Origin of the sequence: Mesorhizobium sp. M1006, from assembly GCF_040318825.1 — a bacterium.
In the GTDB taxonomy this organism is placed as follows: Bacteria; Pseudomonadota; Alphaproteobacteria; order Rhizobiales; family Rhizobiaceae; genus Mesorhizobium.
Genome location: NZ_JAMYMZ010000017.1, coordinates 35,819 through 55,220, shown reverse-complemented (window position 1 = coordinate 55,220; position 19,402 = coordinate 35,819). Strand labels below are relative to the sequence as shown.

The following is a 19,402-nucleotide window of genomic DNA, read 5'->3' as shown; positions in this document are numbered from 1 at the left end:
CCGTCGGTTCTGAAGTCGTTGCGGCCAGGCGGAGTGCCAAGCCTTGCCGGCATCATCGGGAATGCTGACCGTCGGATCAAAGCACCGTATTTCCCGCGAAATGCGAAGCCAGGAATATTCTCTCAAAGTTTCGGGCCTGGCGAGCACAGGGCGTGCTGGGATCATGTGTTCTAAGCCAATGCTGGTTCAGAAATTGTCCGGACGTCGTCTCCGCTATGAGGCCCGCCGTGCTTCGAAACGGCGGGCCTTTCTGCGTCCGAATGCCCAACACGGGCAGCAGTGTGGGATGTCGACAATGCTAGACGCGCCGCATGTCCCTTCAAAGCGACGCGCTTGCTCACTGGATGACCTTCACGATCCTGCGTGTGCCTGGATCGACCAGGACGGTCTGGTTGTCGACGACGACGTAGCGGTATTTGACGTTGGGGACTTCATGAAGCTCGACGGTATCAGGCAGGGTCGAGCCGACATTGAGCTCCACGCCGGGGAGCTGGACGGACGCCAGAGGCTGCTTTTTCACATACTCGCGTACGATCGTCTCCTGCTGCGGTTCGATGACCACGTCCTGAGCGGCAGCGGCGCCGACACCCGCAAGCAGCAAAAACCCAGCCGCGGCCGCCGAAAGATGCATTCTCATGATTGTCTCCTTTCCTCGTGAGCCACCTCTGCGCTGCGCCGCGTCATGCTGTTCGCAGCGGGGTCGCTATAGGCCGGTAACGTCATCAGGTGGAGCTTGTTCCGCCACTCGGATCGCTTGCCGTTTCCTTCCATTAGTTTGGAACAAAGTTTTTTAAACGCAGTTTTGCGGGGTGAAGGGACGCATTTTCCAAGGAGATCTCTCATGAAAGGCGTTCTGATCACCAGCATGTTAGCAATCAGCGTCAGCTGCGGGGCCGCACTTGCCCAGACGCAGCAGTCGACCGACGATCAGTCCGGCGCCAATTGTGCAGCCGGCACTGCCAATTGCCAGAACGGCGCCAAGATGGGCGAGCAGGCTCAGGGCAAGGCCGGCGCTACCACTGATCAACAGGCGCAGGGCAAACCGAAGCTGAAGACCGGCGAGCAGGCTCAGGGCAAGGCTGGTGCTACGACTGAGCAGCAGGCCACGGGCAAACCGAAACTGAAGACCGATCAGCAAGCCCAAGGCAAGGCTGGCGCCACGACTGACCAGCAGGCCACGGGCAACACGAAGATGAAGACCGAGGAGCAAGCCCAGGGCAAGGCTGGAACCACCACCACCGAGCAGGCTCAGGGCAGCTCCAAGATGCAGACCGAACAGCAGGCTCAGGGTAAGGCTGGGACCACGACCACAAACCAGGCTCAGAGCAATACTTCTACCCAGCAGGACCAGAGTTCGACCGCTTCCATCAGCAATGTGACCGTTGAGCAGAAGACAGAGATCACTCAGGTCATCAAGGAGACGAACGTCCAACCCGTTTCCAACGTCGATTTCGACATCTCCGTCGGTGTCGAGGTCCCGCGAAAGAAGGTCCGGCTGCATCGTCTGCCGGCGCGCATCGTCAAGATCGTTCCGGCTTACGAAGGCTATGAGTATTTCGTGCTCGCCGACGGCCGGATCGTCATCGTCGACCCGAATACCTACAAGATCGTGATTATCCTGACCTAGTCGTGGCCAGACGGTCTACCGTGGGTTGATTCACCAAAAAAGCCCGCCGCGCAGCTCGGGCGGCGGGCTTTTCCGTACCCAGCTCCAGCGTCTGCAAATCGCAAATCAAGGTCCGTCCTCGGGGCGAGGAGTGAGCACGGTATGATTGATGGTGTCGGGCAGGCAGGGACTGGGCAGGCAGCTTGTTCGGACTGACGCGGTGGTCATGGCATCGATATCCGTAACCAGCACCATTCTCGCGTAGTGCCGCGGCCACAGCGGCTCTCCAAACAGGACGAAGACGCCGCCAATCATCAAGGCCAGCAAAATGAGTGCCGTAACATTTGCAAATATCTCGCCGTAGCGCATGAAGGCAGCCTGTCCCGTTCGGAAAGCGATTTCAGCCTGTGACAGCGGCGACCAGGACGGCGCCGAAAGTCGGCGCTACTATCCTTGACGCCCCGCGAACGCCGCCTTCCATTGGATCCTCCCCGAACAAGCCGGGTAAATAACGGCACTCTCGGTGCTTTGTTCCCGGCCGTGTGGCCGGACGACAGCCGCGTCACACAGGCCGTGTTGGGGCGGCCTTTCGTTTGCAAAAGGCACTCTTCGCTCTCATTGATGTGCGGCAGCGAGGTCCTTGACGTGACGTTCGTGCATTTGCAGCACCGGCAGCGTCTTCTTGGCAAACTCCTTCATCGCGGGATCGTCGCCGGAATTCGCGTAAACGGAAAACAGCGCCACCGCTTCCTTATGCGCCTGGGTCTGCATGTCGATATATTTCGATTGGAAACTGTCCCCGCCGGCCTCCTTGAGTTGGTCGAGCAGCGCTTGGTGCTTGGTGTCCAGCGACGGGCCGGCCGGCGCGGTGGCCGAAGTCGTCTGCCCCTTGCTGAGCGCCGCCTTGAAGTCCTCGCCGGCCTTGGTATGGTCCGTGACCATTTGCGCCGCGAAGGCCTTCACATCGTCAGCCGTCGCCTGCGTCTGCGCAAGTCGGCTCGATTCGATTTCAAATGTATTGGCGATGGGCACGGTCTTGACGAATGTCGCGGTGTCAACCTTGCTCATGGTGTCGGTCGTCAGCGGCGTCAGCGTCGCCGATTGGGCAAAAACAGCCAAAGGCGCGCCGGCCATCATCGCTGCCGCAGTGATGGATAGAAGCGTTTTCATGGGGGGTCCTCCGAGGCTGATGTCATCCCTCCGATGGCTCAACGCGGAAGCTGCGACGAGGTTGCCTGGTCGCAGTGGCCACAGCCGCCGCGAGCCAAACAAATGATTTAAATAAAGGACGCCGGGCTGGGTCCTGCAAAGTGCAACGCAACCCGTAGGACCGTACGGAATCGCACAAGCTCTTTCGCTTTGCCGCAGTCTTGCTATCGTCTGCCGGGACAGATGGGTGGAGGCTTCCGTGGGGCAGATCAAGTCGCCGCTTGGAATCGGTATTGATACCGACAAAGCCGTTCATATCGTCATGGCCGACTACAATTCGGGCGACATTCTCTCGACCACTGTCGTCATAGCCGATTTGCGCAAACGCTTTCCCTGGTTCCGGCAAACCGACGAGGAACTGGTTGGCTTCATCGTTCGGGCGCTGGACGGTCGGGAGATCGCGGTCAGCTTCGACCACCGCTGCCGTTAGACGGCCGATTTTCATCACCAATGAGGCCGCGGAGCGTACGCTCCGCAGCCTCATCACAGACTATGATAAACCGGGCGCTTACTTGCCGCAGTGGTTGTCGTTCACCGTCGGCGCCATCGTGCCCGGAGACTTGCCGGTCGCGTCGGGCAGAGCCCCCTGCGGGCCTGGTGGGCAATTCCGGTCGGCATTCGAATTCGTCGTTGAGAAATCGCGAATGCTGTTGGTGATGGTCGAATCCGTGCCGGTGTCAGGGCCGCCATTATCCGGGACTACTATCGTCCGCCCGCTGCCGTCGGCAGCGGCTCCGGAGGGATCGCCGACGTTCTGGGCCATCGCTGACGTGGCCAGACCGATCGTAAGCGCCGAAGCTGCGAGAATTTTCGTGAGCATGATGCTTCTCCTTTTTACGAGGGTCGTCGCGTTGCGACTACGAAAACAACCGTTCGGGCGGGCGAAGGTTCCGACAAATTCCCCATGAATTTCAGCATGTTCTTGGGTGTTCAAGGCGGCCGCCATGCCATTCTCCGCGGGCATGCATCTGTGGACTTTTCTGACGGCCCGGCCCGGCATTTTGCTCGCCGCATGAGCGTACGCCTTACCGTCCCGCCGGAACAGGAATGCTCTTTGTGAGTTCATACCTTTGTACAATGCGACGCGCTGATGCGAATGGCGGCAGCGCAAACAAGGAGAGCAGACATCATGGGCCTTGGAACCATTCTCATCATCATCTTGGTCCTTGCCTTGCTTGGCGGCTTCAGCGGCTTGGGCGGCGGACCGTTCTATGGCACCGGCTATTACGGTGGTGGCGGCCTCGGCTTGGTGCTGCTTATCGTCATTATCCTGGTCCTGCTTGGGCGCATTTGATGCATGTCGTGCAAAAGTGTGCAGCGGTTTTGTGATAACGACATGCATAAAACATGAAGTAAGCGCGTCGCATGAGGCCGGCCAAACGCGACACGCGTTAGTGTCACGCTCGCGACAAAAACGCCTGCCGCTTGGTAATTAGCGCCGGGCGTTTTGTCGTGAAAGACTAGATTTCCAAGATCCTTGGCAAACCGGGACCCTGGCTAGAAAGGGCGACTCGGTGCCGAACCTTTCGGCGCCGAGGACGCCACCATAGCAGCAGCTTATTGTTGGCGATCGGCGGCCAGCGCTTCTTTCAGATCGGCGTTGAGCACACCCTCGTTGAACAGCGACATGATACGGGCTGCCAACCGCTCGCGGACAGGACTGTCGTCCGCAACACCCAACTCGCGGCAGCAGTCGTCGAGCGCTTTTCTCAGCACGCTCAGTTCGGCTGGAGTTGCTGCACCTTGCATCGGCATGCCATCCTCCCTTGAAAAGGGCGAAAGCGCGAAGCGTCTTTCAAGCGTCCACTCGCCGTGCCTGTGTGGACGACTCCAATTCAATTAGCGCCGCTCTCGTCCAAACTCAATGTACGGAAATTACCAAGCAGACAGTTTGGGAACGACTGCCTTGCACCTGCATTGTTGCTGCGATCCAACCCACCCCTCATTTGGATCACTGGGCGTAGCCCACGACGCCCGAATGGAGCCCGTTGCATCCCTCGCGACGGGCTCTTTTCGAGCCCGGCGATCTCAATTGTCGTTTTCGTACCAAACCGACTTTGGTACGTTTCCAACTCTAACTTTCAGTCGGATGTTTTCGTAGGCAAGCGGCAGGAGAAACTGCCGTGCATCGATTCATTTTTTTATTTAGTAGGCTCCATACCTTTCAGTGCTTATATAAGCGTTATCGTCCGCAGGTTATACCGGGCGCGGACGGCTGGGAGATAAAAAGGCTCTTGCCCTGTTTTGGGCCCAGCTATGTCTGATCCAGCAAATTCCAATAAAAATCCGTACAAAAACAAGCTGTTGCGCCGAATGAGCGCCGGCGATTTCGCCTCTCTCGAGCCGCACATCGAGCGCTGTTCGCTGGAGTTACGGCAATCGCTCGAAGTGTCCGGATCGCCGATCGAGGCCATTTATTTCCTCGAGGACGGCATCGGTTCGGTGGTTGCGAAAATGCCGAACGGCAGCGATGCGGAAGTTGGCCTTGTCGGCTTGGAAGGTATGACCGGCTCGGCCCTGATAATGGGCGACGACCGTACGGTCCATGATTGCTATGTGCAGCTGGCGGGAGAAGCTGCCAGGATCGACGCCGAGCCGTTCAAGGCGGCGCTGACGCAAAGCCCGACGCTGCGGCTGTTCTTGCTGCGCTACGTGCAATATCTGCATGTCCAGACTGGCTATACCGCGCTGGTCAACGCGCGATCGAAACTTGAAGACCGGCTGGCGCGCTGGCTTCTCATGTGTGACGATCGGGTGGACGGCGGCCGGCTGACGATCACGCACGAATTCCTGTCGATCATGCTTGGCGTAAGGCGCCCGGGTGTAACGGTCGCGCTGCAGCTGCTCGAGGGGCGAGGGCTCATCCGGTCCCGCCGCGGCGAAATTATCATCCGCGATCGCGATGGTCTCGTCGCACTGGCGGATGGCGGCTACGGCCTGGCCGAGGCCGAATATACCCGCCTGGTCGAGCATATCGGCGAGCGCTGACGGCGCTTTTCTGGCCGATTGCTGCCGCAGGTCGAAGGCCCCTGCGACACCACACGGCGGGTCGGAAAAATTTGCAAAGCTGCCGGACCGTCAGGGAACTTGTTTCCTGTCGGAGGGTTATCGGACGCCTCCACTTTGCGAGGCGGCACCAACCATTCGGGAGAGGATCATGGCGACTACGAAAAAGGCCCCGAAGGCGGCAAGCAAGGGCCTTGAGGATCTGTTCCTCGACGGGCTCAAAGACCTCTACTACGCCGAGAAGAAGATACTGAAAGCGCTGCCCAAAATGGCCAAGGGCGCGGAGTCGGAAGAAGTGACCGCCGCTTTCGAGAAACACCGCATGGAAACCGAAGGACATGTCGACCGCCTCGAGGAGGTGTTCGACAAATTCGGCAAGCCGGCCCGCGGCAAAACCTGTCCGGCCATTGACGGCATCATCGAAGAGGGCTCGGAAATGCTCGAGGAGTATAGTGGTGCTCCCGCGCTCGACGCCGGGCTTGTCGGTGCGGCGCAAGCCGTCGAGCATTACGAGATCGCTCGCTACGGCACTTTGATCGCGTGGGCGGAAGAACTCGGCAAGAGCGACGTTGTCGAGCTGCTCAGGGCAACTCTCAAGGAAGAGGTCGCGACCGACGAAGCGCTTTCCAAGCTCGGCGAAAGCGGCGTCAACGAACGCGCCATGCAGGAAGCTGCCTGATTTCAAAACCGCAACCGAGCCTTGGTTGCCAAGGCTCGGTTGGCCGCGGCGAACCGGTGAAATGATGCATTGGTCCGTCATGAACGGTAGAGCGGGCAGCAAGCGCCTTGAAGCGGTGTCTCGGATCGGACTTACTCGATCTGCTCGAACGTGCATTGCCGCGGCTCCTTGTCCGGCCGCCAGCGCAACAGCTTGGTTCCGTGCCGGAACCGGTCGCCTGTCACATGGTCGAACCGAACCTCGACCACCAGTTCAGGCTTTATCGGTTCCCATTGTCCGCTCCGCTCCGTGCTCCAGCGGCTTGGTCCGCCCGGCGCCTTGCCGGTGAAACCTGGTTTGGCCCGCAGTTTTTCCAGCCGTCTGGTCAGCGCCGCCCTGTCGTCCTTGCCGATGGTCGAGGTGAATCCGACATGATCCAGCCTGCCTTCGTTATTGTAGAGGCCGAGCAGCAGAGATCCGACTTCGTTGCTGCCGGCGAGATAGCGAAAGCCGCCGACCACGCAATCCGCAGTGCGCAGCCGCTTGACCTTGACCATGGCGCGCTCGCCGGGCCGGTATGGCCCGGCGATCAGTTTTGCAACAACACCGTCGGTCGAGCCGTGGCCGGCGCCCTGCAGCCAGCGCTCGGCGGTGGCGGCGTCGTGCGTATATTTGGACAGGTGCAGTTGGGGCCGTGCCGCCGACGCGACAAAGGCCCCAATCGCCTGCCTCCTGGTGGTGAGAGGCTCTTCGATGATGATCCTGCCGCCGGGCTCGGCCAGCATATCGAACAGGATCAGCATGGCGGGCGTCTCGAGGCTTAATTTGCGGATCCTGCTTTCGGCGGGATGGAGGCGCATTTGCAGGGCCTCGAACGAGGACGATCCGTCGACCTCGATGACAATCTCGCCGTCGGCAACAAACCGTCGCGAGCTCACATCGCGCAGCACCGCGACCAGTTCGGGAAAATAGCGGCCAAGCGGCTTGCCCGATTTTGCACGCAGATCGACGGCATCGTCGCCCTTGAACACGAGGCAGCGAAACCCGTCCCATTTCGGCTCGTATTGCCAAAGCCCGTCGCCGCCAGGGATTGCATCGGCGGCTTTGGCTTCCATCGGACGAAGGTCGAGCGGCAACGGAAATGCGGTCATGGCTGGTCCGCGCCGCCGCTACGGCATTCGCTACCGCCGTCGGCCATTCCTCTGTGCCCCGCTTTGCCGCCTCGGCGCCTTGCGGCCGGTTTGCTCGGGCGAAGGCGACAGCGGATCAACCTCGTCGGTCCCGCCGATCTCCTTGGTGATGCGATAGGCCAGATAAGCGACGGCTCCGGCAAGCAGCAAGCGGACCATGACTGCAAATCCTTCGTTGGTGTGAACCCACCAACCCGCAGGCCGAAGGTTTTGTTCCGCCGCTGCCCATCGCCGGGGTGAATCGTCGGCGGCGCAACCAAAATCCAGGCGCATCGTTTGTTGCTTATCGACGAAAAGAATTTGCGATGAAGACGCTCTTGCCCTTGTTCGCTTTGACCATGGCGCTATTCCTGGCCAGCAGCGCTTGGCCTGACGGGTGACCGCGATGCTCCTCGTTGTTCCGGTCTGGCAGGACATCGCGGCACGACTGCTTCTGACCGCGCTCGCCGGCCTGTTGATAGGCCTCAACCGCGAGGCGCGCGGGCACGCGGCGGGGCTACGCACCACCGTGCTGGTCGGATTGGCCGCCGCCATCACAATGATCCAGGCCAGTATTCTGCTCGAGACCGTTGGCAAGCACCCGGATTCGTTTGCATCGATGGACGTCTTGCGCTTTCCGCTGGGCGTGTTGACCGGCGTCGGCTTTATCGGCGGTGGCGCCATTCTTCGCCGCGGCAATCTTGTCAGCGGCGTCACCACGGCGGCCACGTTGTGGGTGATGACGGCGATCGGATTGGCTTTCGGTGGTGGCCAATACGGCTTGGGCGCGGCCGGCACGGCGCTGACGCTGGCCACCTTGCTGGTCCTGAAATGGGTGGACCTTCGAATGTCGCGCGAACACCATGCCCAGTTGGCACTGACCTGGAAGGCCGCAGCCCGACAGGAACTCGATACGATGATCGGGCCGCTTGGCTACCGGGCACGCCTCGTCGCGATAGAGAGGCGCCCAGATCTCAAGGACCCTGTGTTCTCGTTCGAGATCAGTTGGAGGCGGCCCGACACTGGGGCACCGCCAATGGATCTGCTGGCATCGGTTGGCGAGCATTGCGAGATCCAGAAGTTTGATCTCCTCAGCGAACCTGCCCGCTAGCTGGCGGCTTGCAACGATCGCGGCCTGAATCAGGCCATAGCTTCTCCACACCCCTTTCGATACCTATCTGTCGAGGCAGGACTCAAGGAGCAAGCAAAAGAGCGTGGCACAGCGATCGGGAAGTGCTGATCTCCCACTTCACGGCGGACGCGTGCCGAAATGGCTCGGCGACCGCATGACGCGGCTTGGCGCGGTCATGTGCGAGGCGATCATCCACCATTACGGCCGCGATGAATTGCTGCGCCGGCTGGCGCATCCGTTCTGGTTCCAGTCCTTTGGCGCCGTGATGGGGATGGACTGGCACTCCTCCGGCATCACCACCAGCGTCGTCGGAGCGTTGAAGCGCGGTCTGTCGCCGCTTTCCGGCGAACTCGGCATCCACGTTTGCGGCGGCCGCGGCGCGCATTCGCGCAAGACCCCGCACGAGCTTGCCCTGATCGGCGAGCGTGTCGGCCTCGACGGGCAAGGCCTGGCGACTGCCAGCCGGCTTGTCGCCAAGGTGGACAGCGCCGCGGTCCAGGACGGTTTCGATCTCTATCTGCACGGCTTCATCGTCACCGATGACGGCAACTGGGTGGTGGTGCAGCAAGGCATGAACGGCGACAGCAAGGTGGCGCGCCGCTATCACTGGCTGTCCGAGGGCCTGAAGAGCTTTGTCGACCAGCCGCATGCTGCCATCGAGGGCGCCAATCAGGGCGAGATCGTCAACCTGACCGACCGCCGCGCCGAAGCGTCGCGCCAGGGACAACTGGACCTTCTGCACGGCCTTGGACCGGATCGCATCGTGAGGGAGCTTGCCGCTTTGGAGCGGGGTTCGGCGCCAGCGCCGGAGCCGGCACAAAAGCTGCTGCCGCATCTGGTGATGCCGGCGCACCACGATGTACGCGAAAGCGATGTCGTCATGCGCCGCCTGCACGGCAACATCGCCGCGGCGGCCGAGCGCGGCCCGACAGATTTCGCCGGGCTTCTCCTGGTGCCCAATGTCGGCGCGCGCACAGTGCGGGCGCTGGCGCTCGTCGCCGAAGTGGTGCATGGCGCGCCGTGCCGATTTTCCGATCCCGGCCGCTTCTCGCTGGCGCATGGCGGTAAGGACAGGCACCCGTTCCCCGTGCCGCTGAAGGTCTATGACGAGACGATCGGCGTGCTGAAGTCGGCTGTCCAGAAGGCCAGGCTCGGCCGTGACGAAGAGATCGGCGCGTTGCGGCGGCTGGACGACCAGTCGAGGCAGGTCGAGCGCTATGTCACCGGCCCAAGCCTGAAGGAAATAGTCGCCGGGGAGTTCGAGCAATCGCATCTGCTCGGCGGCCGCAGCGTCTTCGGTTGGGAGGTCGTACCCGAAACGGCCGCAGTCAAATCAACGAAGTGATCGGCTCGGATCAAGCCTCCAAGTCGATCAGGGCGACGCCGAGTTCGGGACGGTGCCTGCGGCGCAGATGGCCAGGCGTCTCCACCAATGTGACCTCGAGCGTCGGCCGCACGATGCCGTCCAGCAGATGACCGCCCCTCGTGGTGCCGTCACTCAATCCAAGGACTGCGTGGACGTGCAAGCTGGGCCTGCCGTCGTCGCCGATGGCAACATCGCCGATCGCGCTCAGCACTTCACACTGTTCCCGGACGGGGATTTTCCGGTAGGTCCTTTCTCCAGGGTCGAACCAGCCGACGGTTGCACTTTCGAAAGCGCCGAGCGCGGTCAGCGACGCGCCGCCGACGCCACGGTCGACCGCAAATGACGTCAGCTGCGCAAACGCCTCTTCGCCGGGATCAAGCACAACGACGAACGTTCTCTGTCCGGCGCTTTCGGCAACAAGCTGTGATTTCATGATCTTGCTCCAGCCCGTCAGGAATTCAAATCCACCACACCAGCAATGCCAGCAAGACGAGACCCACCAGGCCGGCGATGAAAATGATCCGGCGCGCCCGCGTCCGCAGAACGATCTCGCCCTGCCGCGCCTGCTCCGCCGAAAAGACAGGACCATTCTTGTCCCGGTCGCTGCTCATCCATCGTCTCCTTCCGGGGCATTATTCGGCATTGAATGGATCTGGCGCCCGATAGAACACAATCTCGTTTGGCGGATGAGGTTCCACGGCGGGGCGCCGTTGCAGCTATTCCTTTGGCGCGGTGGCGGGCGCGGTATAGCGGCGGCGCACTGCGTCCAGGATGTGGTTGCGGCTCTCCTGCGCCGAAAGTGTGCCGTCTTTCTCCGCTTCAGCGGTCTCGCGCGCCAGTTCCTTGTCCCTGATCTGGTGGCGAAACCATTCGGAATAGTCGCCGGCGCGCAGATGATGTTCCCAGGTCCTGTCGTCGATGCCCTCGGCGATCTGGGCGAAAATCATCAGATTATGGGCGCGGAGGTTCATCGCATTGTCGGGGCCGCGGAAATAGAAGCTGCCCTTCTCGTCGAGCTGGCCCTCGGCATATTTGCGGCTGTGGCGCTTGAGCGACTGCCGCGGTTCGATCGGCTCGACCATGGCAGGTTTCTTGCACGCCTGCGGCCGCCAGAACAGCACGCGCTCGTCTTTTGGAGAGTTCAGGTCCTTGTCCTTTGGCGGTTCGGTGCCGGTCTCGTGACAGAACGTCTTGATGACCTTTTTCGCCTTGGGGCCGAGTGCGATGACGGCGGTGACCAGCCGCAATGCCTCGGTTGAGATCGCGTCCGGATGAACCGTGATCAGGATCGTGCCCGGCAATTCCATGGCCAGCACCATTGGCGTGTCGTCGCGCCGCTTCGGCAAGAGGTGATGCGCCTCGTCGATGATCAGCCAGTGTGGTCGTGCCGTGCGGAAGCGAACACCGCCAAGGCCCGGCAGCAGGTCGGCAAAGAAGTCCGGCCGCTCGTTAACGCGCAGCGCCAGGCCATTGACGACCAGATTGTTGTCCGGCTTCCCCAGGAGATCGAGCAGTTGCGTCTTCGTCGGCGCGTTCGAGCCGTCGCCCAGCCGGACGGCGCCTTCGAGGCCGTCATAGTCGCCTTCCGGATCGAAGATGCAGAACTGGAACTTTCTCTCGACGAAGCGCTCCGTCAGTGCGGTCGCCAGGGTCGATTTGCCGATGCCGGAGCTGCCGGCGATCAGCACCGTATCGGTTGGCGACAGATACACCTCCTTGCCATCCTCCGAGCCAAGCAGAATGCCGTCGCGGTTCGGCACAAGCTCGCGATCGCGCTCGACCACCTTGGCGATCAGTTCCTCGACGCCTTTTCCGCGCGCGCCGCGTGTCACGAGATCCGCCATATCCTTGACTGCCGGCAGTGCGTTGTCGACGGCGACGCTGAAGCCGCAGGCGCGCAGGAAGGCGTGGTCGTTTTCGGCGTCGCCGACACCGACGACGTTGTGCGGCGACAATCTGAGGTCCTGAAGCGCAGCTGTCAGCCCGGTCGCCTTGTTGATGCCGCTGGGCAGGATCATCACCGCGCCCTTGTTGAAGATGATTTCCAGCTCCAGCCCCAATTTCTTGATGACCTCGAGCGCGGTAGCCTGATGCGGTTCCCAGGTTGCGACGATCGAGCGTCCGACCGAAAGCGGTTTGACACCGCGTTTCCTGAGTTTGGCGATGAACTCGGGGGCGGGCGGCGGAGATATCGTCCGCTCCTCCTCGCTGGCCGGCGTGTAGATCAGCGCGCCGTTTTCGGCGACCACCTTGTCGAAAATCGCGACTTCGGGAAAGACGCGCTTGAGGTCGGGCAGCTCGCGCCCGGTGACGAGAATGAGTTTGCGGCCGCTCTTCTTGAACCGTTCAAGCGCCGCAAGCGTCTTCTCGGCAACGATCCCTTCATGCGCCAGCGTGCCGTCATAGTCAGTGGCCAGGGCAATGAAATACATGCCGTCAATAGCCGCCCACGATCGGCAATATCTCGCCGGTGATGTAGCTCGAGCAGTGCGGCGAGGCGAGGAACACGTAGGCCGGCGCGATCTCCTCCGGCTGGGCCGGCCGTTTCATCGGCGTGTCAGCGCCAAATTTCGAAACATCGCCGGCTTCCTTGTCCGAGGGGTTGAGCGGCGTCCAAACCGGGCCTGGCGCCACGGCGTTGACCCTTATGCCCTTCTCGACAAGGTTGCCCGAGAGCGCGCGGGTGAAGGCATGAATGCCGCCCTTGGTCATGGAGTAATCGACCAGTTGCTTCGAGCCCTCGATGCCGGTCACTGAACCGGTATTGATGATCGCCGAACCGGGTTTCATGTGCGGCACGGCCTCCTGCGCCATGTGGAAATAGCCGTAGAGGTTGGTCTTCAGCGTCGTGTCGAAATGCTCCTCGGTCAGCTCGCTGAAATCGCTGGAGTGGATCTGGAAAGCGGCGTTGTTGACCAGCACGTCGATCCGCCCAAACTCCTGCACGATCTCAGCCACCGCGTTGTGGCAGTGGTTGCGTTCGCTGACGTCCGCCTTGATCAGGATGCAGCGCCGGCCTTCCGCTTCGACGGCCCTTTTGGTATCTCTGGCGTCCCTATCCTCCGAGAGATAGACGATCGCCACATCGGCGCCTTCACGCGCATAGAGCACGGCCACCGCACGGCCGATGCCTGAATCGCCGCCGGTAATGACGGCCACTTTGCCGTCGAGCTTTTTCGATCCGATATAGTACGGCGCATCGTAAAGCGGCGCCGGCTCGATCGCCCATTCATGCCCCGGCTTCGGCTGGTGCTGCTCGGGGAAGGGCGGCTCGGGATATTTGCGGGCGCCCGCCTGCATGGCGCCTTTTTGCCTGCCATTGGATTTGGACTTGTCCTTCTCGTCGATCCGGCGCTGGATGTGCCGTTGCTTGGCGGCCTCGCCGGCGACTTCCGATTTCATCTGCATGGTCATCTCCCTGGCTTGAAACCCAACAACGCATGTCCGGCGAAAAGGTTTATGCGACCACGTCATTCCTTGAGCCCGGCGACACGCTCCAGCAGCGGCCGTTGCAGCAGCGGCAGATGGCCGACGACGCTGAAGGCCGCGTTTCTGACGCCTTGCATGATGCCGTTGTCCGATTGGGCCACCGAGAGGATGCGCTCGCTGAGCGTGATCCACCGTTGCCCCACCGGGTGGCGTTCGCTTGTGTAGCCGGCAAGCGTGCCGTCGACGAAACGCCTGGCGAATGACGCGGCGTCCTCGATGCCGAGATTCATGCCGCGCGCCCCCAACGGCGAATGCACATGCGCGGCATCGCCTCCCAGGAAGACGCATGCGGTTTGATAGCGCGGCGCCTGTCGTACCGGAATATGGAAGCGGTCGGCCCGCAACAACCGCGTGATCCGGTAATTGCCGGGGATGCGCGCCAACGCATCCTCGCTGTTTGAAACCGCGCGATAGCGCTTCTCGCCGATCGGGATGATAGAACCGACGTCGCCGTTCCTGTGAAGAAATGCGTGGGCGGCCATCGGCTCATAGGGCCAATCGTCGATGTCGGCGTCGGCAATGCTCCATTGCCGCCGATGCGTGTAGCCATCGAAGCCGATGCCGATGGCATCACGCACCGTGCTTTGCGCACCGTCGGCTCCGAAGACAAGGTCGAAACTTGCCTCGTCACGGCCGTCTGGCGCCTCGATCCGCACCTCGACCCGGCCTTTGTGCTCGGCCATGCCGATAAATGTGCTTCGCCATTCGACGTCGACGCCAAATCCCTTGAGCGTGTCGGTCATCAGCGATTCGGTGTCGCGCTGCGGCAATGACAGCAGAAAATTATGGCGGTGCGGCAGGATCGAGAAATCGATCTCGCCGAGCGCTCGTCCTTCGAAGTAGAAACGGGCTCGGCGAATTTTCAATCCTTCGGCGAGCAACCGGCCAGCGACTTTGGACGGTTCAAGGATGTCGAGGCTGTGCGAACTGATGCCGACCGCCTTGGCGAGCGACGTCGGGCCTTCCTTGCGGTCGATGATGCGAGGTGCAATGCCGCGCCTTGCCAGTTCGACTGCCGCCGTCAGCCCGGTCGGGCCGGCGCCGACGATCAGGATGGAAGCGTCCCGCGAAGCCGTCATCGTCCGGCGTCAGCTTTTTGGCAGTGCGTAGGCAATGATGTCGTCGCCGATCCTGGTCTCCATGAAATGGTGGCCGCCGGGTGCAAGGGTCGCCAGCCAGATCAGGACGTAAAGCCATACACCGGCGGTATTGCCGGCAAGCAGCAGGCTGCCGGCGGCCAGCAGGGCGATCCCGGCGGGCAGATAGTACCAGGATCCGCCCAGCGCGATCAGCCAGGCACCGCCCCCTCCGATCAGCAGGCCGAGGATCGTCAGCAGCGCGCCGACGAACATCGTCCACCAGAAGGCAACGCCGGACCGGCGGCGAATGGGATGGGAGTCGGGGATGGTCATGATGCTTATCCGGGTGAAACAGAACGTGACCTCATCCGAACGTATGGAGGGGTCGATGGTTTCCGGTCAGCCCGACCTGATGGGCCAGGGCGGGGTAACCATTCTGTGATCTCCGCTGCTCCAGCCGGAACTTACCCACGCAGCCGCAGTTAGGGGTTTTGGGGGGTGAATACGGTTTGCTGGATGCGAAATCGGCGAGGGAATGCCGCAGGTCTTTTCAAGGAGCGCCAACGGCATTTCACGTTTCGCTCTGTGGGGCGCGTGTTTCATGGCGATCTTTGCGGCTCTCGGCGGCACCGCCATCCTGCGTTCGGACTTCGTCACCGGCGTTGGCCGGCCGTTGGCGCAACCAGTGCCGTTCAGCCACAGGCACCATGTCGGCGAGCTTGGCCTCGATTGCCGTTATTGCCATAGCGGCGTCGAGACTTCGTCATCGGCGGGTCTGCCGGCGACCGAGGTGTGCATGACCTGCCATTCGCAGCTTTTCACCAACGCGAACATGCTGGCGCCGGTACGGGCAAGCCTTGCCTCCGGGCAGCCATTGCAGTGGCAGCGGGTGAACAGTGTCCCCGACTTCGTCTATTTCAATCATTCGATCCATATCGCTAAAGGCGTCGCCTGCGAGACGTGCCATGGCGAGGTCGACGACATGATCGGACAATAGGCCGAAGCGGCGCACCTCGTGATGCCTTGCCTGCGCTCGGACCGGCCTCATACGGCCCGCTTTTGCCCGGCCGCCAGCGTAGAAATCTTTTGGCCGTGGCCATTGAGTTGCCGGGCCTCGTCCTCGGCTGCGTCTTCAAGCTTGGCGACGAGCAGGTCCTTGAGGTCGCCGACCTCTTCCTCGATGTCTTCGATGGGTACGCCGGCATCGGCAGCCTCTTCCTTGCATTCCCTGGCGAGGATTTCCGCCTCCCTTTCAAGCTTGATCGGAGGCGGCGGCACATGAACGTTTTCGTGGATCCAGTCCTGCAAGAATTCTATCGCACTATCACTCATGGCGCTCACCTATAGCGGCAACCTGTAGTGCACATTAACGTACGTGCTGCAAAATGGATGCTTGGCAACGCCGGATTTCGAATAGCGATACTTGACGATAGCGTGATCGCCCTAAGGGCTAGAGCTTCTGCAGCCAAATGGGATTATCGGCGTCGCGGAAATGCGGCTAGCCAGACAGTTGGAGCGGGATCATTCTGCCCTTAGGACGTGTTGCGCCGCCGCGCCGGTGCTGCTCGATTAGGATCGCCTGACGGCCGAACATCGTCATCCGCAGCAGCCGGTCGTGCCGGCCACTCGGCGGCGCGGTCCGCGCGCATTTTGCGTTTATGCGCCATCCAGAACGGCAAGAGCTCAGCAAGAAAACTGTATATCGTGGTCTTCATCGGCATGCTCCGGACACGGGTTACAACTCGTGATCCCCGAGTTCCGTTCCGACAAAGAGTTGCGTTCCGACAAATCCGTCGCTTCTACAACTGCGATTCGATCGGCAGGCACCCAACCAGCGCTGCAACGATGCGCCGATAGAGACTGGCCTCCGGTTCACGCGAATATTGCCGCATCTCGCCATCCGCCATGCCGAGCCACCGCAAGGCGCCTTTGTCCAGGACCAGCTGATAGCTCGTCTGCGGTGACTTTTCGTGCTCGAACAGCCGGCGCAACTCCATCACCAGATTGGTATCATGGAAAAGCACGCCCATTTCCGCATTCAACGACACCGAACGCGGATCGAAATTGAAGGAGCCGACAAACCCGAGCGTATCGTCGACCGTGAAGGCCTTGGTGTGGAGGCTGGCTCCCTTTGAACCGAAAACGGAAATGTTGGCCTGGCGGTCGAAGGGCTGCAATTCGAAAAGCTGGATACCTTTTTTAAGCAGCTTGCGGCGGCATTTGGCATAGGCGCCGTGCACGGCGGCGACGTCCGTCGCGGCGAGCGAGTTGGTCAGGATTGCAACCTCGGCGCCACGATCCACCAGCTTCGACAGGATGGCCAACCCGGTGCGGCTGGGGATGAAATAGGGCGAGACAATTTCGAGGCGCTGCCTGGTCGCCGCGATAGCGGGAAGCAGCTCTTTCGTCAGCCAGTTCCTGCGCCTTTTGCCGCGCACCTTTTCCGGCGGATCGGAAATGACACGAACGCCTTTGGTCCAGCAGACGTCGCTGTGCGCTGCAATGAACTCCGTGATCGTGCGCCAGGCACTGAGGCTGTTCAAAAGCTGGCCGTCCGCGGTCGCGTCGAGATTGTCGAGGAAATCGGCGCGCGAGCCCACCGCAGCCGGGTTGAGCAGCTGGATCGGCTTTGCCGCCTCGCAATTCCAGAACGCCTCGAATATCTGCATCGTCTGCCCTACGGCAGGACCGAGAAGCAACAGGTCGAGATCGCGAAAATTCGTCTCCGCAGCGTCGAAATAGGCATCGCCGATATTTCTTCCGCCGACGATGGCCAAGCCCTCATCGGCGATCCAGGCCTTGTTGTGCATGCGGCGGGTCATCGCAAACAGCCGGGCGACCATCTCCAGCGAGCGAAAGATGCTGCCGTTTCTCATGCCGCTGGGGTTGAACAGCCTCAGCTCGATGTTCTTGTAGCTGTTGAGCGCCAGGTAAGCAGCGTCGCTGTTGCGCGGATTGATATCGTCCAGCAGCATGCGGACGCGGACACCGCGCTCCGCCGCCTTGACGACCTCCTGCATCAGCAGCCGGCCGCTATGGTCGTCGTGCCAGAGATAGTACATCAGGTCGAGGCTGCTTGTGGCACTGCGCGCGGCAAGGATTCGCGCGGCAAACGCGTCATAATTGTCGGCGATCAGCAGCAGCCCGCTATTGCCGGCAGCGATCTTGTCCCGGGCAAACCGCGAGATGGCTGTATCCATGAAGTGCACCGATAAACATCAGCGAAGCAAACCGTCTGAAATCTGACTAACAACCCTTCAGGTTCATTCTGGTTGCAGCCGCGGCTGCCGTATCGCGTCCAGGTTCAGCCGGGCCTTGATCGGCAGATGATCGGAAGCCCGCTGCGCTAGCGGCGTCTTGTGCACCTCGATGCTGGAAATCAGGTGCGGCGGCCTGGCCAGGATGCGGTCGAGCGCAAACAGCGGAAAGCGCGACGGAAAGCTCGGCAGAACCGCATCGATCGGACCGAAATGCGGCAGCAGGGCCAGCAGCGAAGACCTGTTGCGGACGCGCCATTCGTTGAGGTCGCCGAGCAGGATTGTTGGCCGCAGAACCGGGTGCGTGGCTTCGACCAGCGCGTTGGCCTGCTGCGAGCGCGACCGCCGCAGCAAGCCGAAATGTGCGGCTATGATCCTGAGCGAGACGCCCTTCAGTTCCAGGTCCGCGATAACCGCACCGCGCGGCTCGAGGCCGGGCAGCCGGATCTGGTTCACGCTTTCGACCACGCCGCGGCGTGCCAGGATCAGATTTCCGTGCCAGCCATGGCTGCGGCGGTTTTCCGGGACATGGGTGGGGACGAGGTCGCTGTCCCGCTCGAGCGCTGCGAGATCCAGCAAACCCTGCCTGCTTCCGGTTCTTTCGTCGGCCTCCTGCAAAGCAATGATGTCGGCGTCGAGTTCCTTAACCACGGCCGCGACCCGCTCCGGATCGAACCTGCCGTCGGTGCCGACGCATTTATGCACGTTGTAGGATGCGACCGTGGTGCACGAAATTTCATTGCCGGGTGCCGTAAACCGCGGCACTTCCCTTCGCAGCGCAGCGCCAAGCGACCTTGGAAGGGTAGGCGATCGATCCAGCATGTTATCCATTTGCTGTTGAGTCGGTGAGTGGCGGCCATTGCGATTATGGCGCGTGCGGAGGTCTGAAACAACGACGACCTTGCAGAACCGTTCCACCATCCGGGCTCGGCGCGCCGGCGGTCTGGAACCCTGACGGGCAACAACACGTTTCGGAAAAGCAGCGCAGTCAACGGAGAAGTCGAATGCAGTCCTTAGCCGCAGATTCCGCCCCCCGCCCAGGCCCGCTCAGGATTGTCCCGTTCGATGGAACCGTGACCGTCCGGTTCTCCGACGCCATTATTGCGTCGAGCGAGCGGGCAAAGGTGCTCTATGAAGACGGCCATGATCCTGTTTTCTACATACCCTTCGAGGACATCTATTTCGACCTCTTGGAGAAGACGAACACGACGAGCCACGGCCCGCTGAAGGGCACGGCAAGCTATTGGCGTGTTCATGCGGTCGGTTCGTCGGCAGAAGACTTCATGTGGGCCTACGAGACGCCCGACACCCCGGCATTGGCGATCGCCCGCCACGGTGCGTTCGATCCCGGCAGGGCGCGGATCGACGCCGATCCCGCGGAAGACAAGCGACACACGCCGCACGTCACCGAGTAGACCCACATCGGCGACA

The 19,402-nt window shown here is 61.5% G+C and carries 24 protein-coding genes and 1 pseudogene; 9 read left to right on the top strand and 16 right to left on the bottom strand.

What is annotated here, in order from left to right; all coding sequences use genetic code 11:
• Positions 1 to 337: 337 nt before the first annotated feature.
• A complete protein-coding gene (locus tag NKH60_RS18105; RefSeq protein WP_352614254.1) occupies positions 338 to 637 on the bottom strand; it encodes a DUF1236 domain-containing protein in 300 nt (99 codons plus the stop codon).
• A 204-nt stretch (positions 638 to 841) separates the two neighbouring features.
• Here NKH60_RS18105 and NKH60_RS18100 point away from each other — a divergent pair, with 204 nt between their 5' ends.
• Positions 842 to 1,627 carry a DUF1236 domain-containing protein gene (locus NKH60_RS18100; RefSeq protein WP_352834226.1) on the top strand — a complete coding sequence of 262 codons (786 nt, stop codon included), beginning with the start codon at positions 842 to 844 and terminating at the stop codon, positions 1,625 to 1,627.
• Between the two features lie 105 nt (positions 1,628 to 1,732).
• On the opposite strand, the gene NKH60_RS18095 is transcribed toward NKH60_RS18100, so the two are convergent.
• Positions 1,733 to 1,975: a polymerase gene (locus NKH60_RS18095; RefSeq protein WP_352834223.1), complete on the bottom strand. Its 243-nt coding sequence runs from the start codon at positions 1,973 to 1,975 to the stop codon at positions 1,733 to 1,735.
• Positions 1,976 to 2,221: 246 nt separating this feature from the next.
• On the bottom strand, positions 2,222 to 2,776 hold the full coding sequence (locus NKH60_RS18090) for a DUF4142 domain-containing protein (protein WP_352872842.1): 555 nt from the start codon (positions 2,774 to 2,776) through the stop codon (positions 2,222 to 2,224).
• Between the two features lie 238 nt (positions 2,777 to 3,014).
• On the opposite strand from NKH60_RS18090, the gene NKH60_RS18085 reads away from it, so the two are divergent.
• Positions 3,015 to 3,245 (top strand): hypothetical protein, encoded by a 231-nt coding sequence (locus NKH60_RS18085; RefSeq protein ID WP_352473085.1) that lies wholly within the window; start codon positions 3,015 to 3,017, stop codon positions 3,243 to 3,245.
• A 78-nt stretch (positions 3,246 to 3,323) separates the two neighbouring features.
• Here the strand turns inward: NKH60_RS18085 and NKH60_RS18080 are convergent, their stop codons facing one another.
• Positions 3,324 to 3,761, bottom strand: a complete 438-nt coding sequence (locus NKH60_RS18080) for a hypothetical protein (protein ID WP_352539853.1) — start codon at positions 3,759 to 3,761, stop codon at positions 3,324 to 3,326.
• Between the two features lie 183 nt (positions 3,762 to 3,944).
• Here NKH60_RS18080 and NKH60_RS18075 point away from each other — a divergent pair, with 183 nt between their 5' ends.
• Positions 3,945 to 4,109 (top strand): DUF3309 family protein, encoded by a 165-nt coding sequence (locus tag NKH60_RS18075; protein ID WP_023677107.1) that lies wholly within the window; start codon positions 3,945 to 3,947, stop codon positions 4,107 to 4,109.
• 263 nt (positions 4,110 to 4,372) lie between these two features.
• On the opposite strand, the gene NKH60_RS18070 is transcribed toward NKH60_RS18075, so the two are convergent.
• Positions 4,373 to 4,570, bottom strand: coding sequence for a hypothetical protein (locus tag NKH60_RS18070; protein ID WP_352449586.1), 198 nt, complete (start codon positions 4,568 to 4,570; stop codon positions 4,373 to 4,375).
• Positions 4,571 to 5,071: 501 nt separating this feature from the next.
• Between NKH60_RS18070 and NKH60_RS18065 the strand changes: the two genes are divergently transcribed.
• Positions 5,072 to 5,803 carry a Crp/Fnr family transcriptional regulator gene (locus tag NKH60_RS18065; RefSeq protein ID WP_352473082.1) on the top strand — a complete coding sequence of 244 codons (732 nt, stop codon included), beginning with the start codon at positions 5,072 to 5,074 and terminating at the stop codon, positions 5,801 to 5,803.
• Between the two features lie 169 nt (positions 5,804 to 5,972).
• Positions 5,973 to 6,500, top strand: coding sequence for a YciE/YciF ferroxidase family protein (locus NKH60_RS18060; protein ID WP_352834216.1), 528 nt, complete (start codon positions 5,973 to 5,975; stop codon positions 6,498 to 6,500).
• A 131-nt stretch (positions 6,501 to 6,631) separates the two neighbouring features.
• Here the strand turns inward: NKH60_RS18060 and NKH60_RS18055 are convergent, their stop codons facing one another.
• Together NKH60_RS18055 and NKH60_RS18050 are read right to left on the bottom strand one after the other, a co-directional pair.
• The gene (locus NKH60_RS18055; RefSeq protein WP_352614259.1) at positions 6,632 to 7,630 is read right to left on the bottom strand and encodes an ATP-dependent DNA ligase; all 999 of its coding nucleotides are present in this window, start codon (positions 7,628 to 7,630) and stop codon (positions 6,632 to 6,634) included.
• A gap of 30 nt (positions 7,631 to 7,660) precedes the next feature.
• Positions 7,661 to 7,828, bottom strand: a complete 168-nt coding sequence (locus tag NKH60_RS18050; RefSeq protein ID WP_352614260.1) for a hypothetical protein — start codon at positions 7,826 to 7,828, stop codon at positions 7,661 to 7,663.
• A 226-nt stretch (positions 7,829 to 8,054) separates the two neighbouring features.
• Here NKH60_RS18050 and NKH60_RS18045 point away from each other — a divergent pair, with 226 nt between their 5' ends.
• Together NKH60_RS18045 and NKH60_RS18040 are read left to right on the top strand one after the other, a co-directional pair.
• A complete protein-coding gene (locus NKH60_RS18045) occupies positions 8,055 to 8,759 on the top strand; it encodes an MgtC/SapB family protein (RefSeq protein WP_352771063.1) in 705 nt (234 codons plus the stop codon).
• 103 nt (positions 8,760 to 8,862) lie between these two features.
• Positions 8,863 to 10,125 carry a DUF763 domain-containing protein gene (locus NKH60_RS18040; protein WP_352769225.1) on the top strand — a complete coding sequence of 421 codons (1,263 nt, stop codon included), beginning with the start codon at positions 8,863 to 8,865 and terminating at the stop codon, positions 10,123 to 10,125.
• 10 nt (positions 10,126 to 10,135) lie between these two features.
• Here the strand turns inward: NKH60_RS18040 and NKH60_RS18035 are convergent, their stop codons facing one another.
• From NKH60_RS18035 to NKH60_RS18010, 6 genes are all read right to left on the bottom strand, one after another.
• Positions 10,136 to 10,579: a PPC domain-containing DNA-binding protein gene (locus NKH60_RS18035; RefSeq protein WP_023677099.1), complete on the bottom strand. Its 444-nt coding sequence runs from the start codon at positions 10,577 to 10,579 to the stop codon at positions 10,136 to 10,138.
• 25 nt (positions 10,580 to 10,604) lie between these two features.
• Positions 10,605 to 10,757 (bottom strand): peptide ABC transporter permease, encoded by a 153-nt coding sequence (locus NKH60_RS18030; protein ID WP_352834211.1) that lies wholly within the window; start codon positions 10,755 to 10,757, stop codon positions 10,605 to 10,607.
• Between the two features lie 105 nt (positions 10,758 to 10,862).
• Positions 10,863 to 12,578 (bottom strand): HAD family hydrolase, encoded by a 1,716-nt coding sequence (locus tag NKH60_RS18025; RefSeq protein WP_352834210.1) that lies wholly within the window; start codon positions 12,576 to 12,578, stop codon positions 10,863 to 10,865.
• 4 nt (positions 12,579 to 12,582) lie between these two features.
• Positions 12,583 to 13,554, bottom strand: a complete 972-nt coding sequence (locus tag NKH60_RS18020; RefSeq protein WP_352473074.1) for an SDR family oxidoreductase — start codon at positions 13,552 to 13,554, stop codon at positions 12,583 to 12,585.
• 62 nt (positions 13,555 to 13,616) lie between these two features.
• Positions 13,617 to 14,714: an FAD-dependent oxidoreductase gene (locus tag NKH60_RS18015; protein WP_352872836.1), complete on the bottom strand. Its 1,098-nt coding sequence runs from the start codon at positions 14,712 to 14,714 to the stop codon at positions 13,617 to 13,619.
• A 9-nt stretch (positions 14,715 to 14,723) separates the two neighbouring features.
• The gene (locus NKH60_RS18010) at positions 14,724 to 15,047 is read right to left on the bottom strand and encodes a hypothetical protein (RefSeq protein ID WP_352834204.1); all 324 of its coding nucleotides are present in this window, start codon (positions 15,045 to 15,047) and stop codon (positions 14,724 to 14,726) included.
• Between the two features lie 202 nt (positions 15,048 to 15,249).
• Here NKH60_RS18010 and NKH60_RS18005 point away from each other — a divergent pair.
• Positions 15,250 to 15,699: pseudogene (locus NKH60_RS18005) on the top strand (cytochrome c3 family protein); the annotation flags it as partial.
• 59 nt (positions 15,700 to 15,758) lie between these two features.
• On the opposite strand, the gene NKH60_RS18000 reads toward NKH60_RS18005, so the two are convergent.
• The 3 genes from NKH60_RS18000 to NKH60_RS17990 all read right to left on the bottom strand — a co-directional run bounded on the left by NKH60_RS18000 (position 15,759) and on the right by NKH60_RS17990 (position 18,793).
• Positions 15,759 to 16,046, bottom strand: a complete 288-nt coding sequence (locus NKH60_RS18000; protein WP_352449563.1) for a hypothetical protein — start codon at positions 16,044 to 16,046, stop codon at positions 15,759 to 15,761.
• Between the two features lie 467 nt (positions 16,047 to 16,513).
• Positions 16,514 to 17,914, bottom strand: coding sequence for a phospholipase D family protein (locus tag NKH60_RS17995; RefSeq protein ID WP_352834198.1), 1,401 nt, complete (start codon positions 17,912 to 17,914; stop codon positions 16,514 to 16,516).
• A 63-nt stretch (positions 17,915 to 17,977) separates the two neighbouring features.
• Positions 17,978 to 18,793, bottom strand: a complete 816-nt coding sequence (locus NKH60_RS17990; RefSeq protein WP_302893445.1) for an endonuclease/exonuclease/phosphatase family protein — start codon at positions 18,791 to 18,793, stop codon at positions 17,978 to 17,980.
• A 182-nt stretch (positions 18,794 to 18,975) separates the two neighbouring features.
• Between NKH60_RS17990 and NKH60_RS17985 the strand changes: the two genes are divergently transcribed.
• Positions 18,976 to 19,386 (top strand): DUF427 domain-containing protein, encoded by a 411-nt coding sequence (locus NKH60_RS17985; protein ID WP_352473066.1) that lies wholly within the window; start codon positions 18,976 to 18,978, stop codon positions 19,384 to 19,386.
• Positions 19,387 to 19,402: the final 16 nt, after the last annotated feature.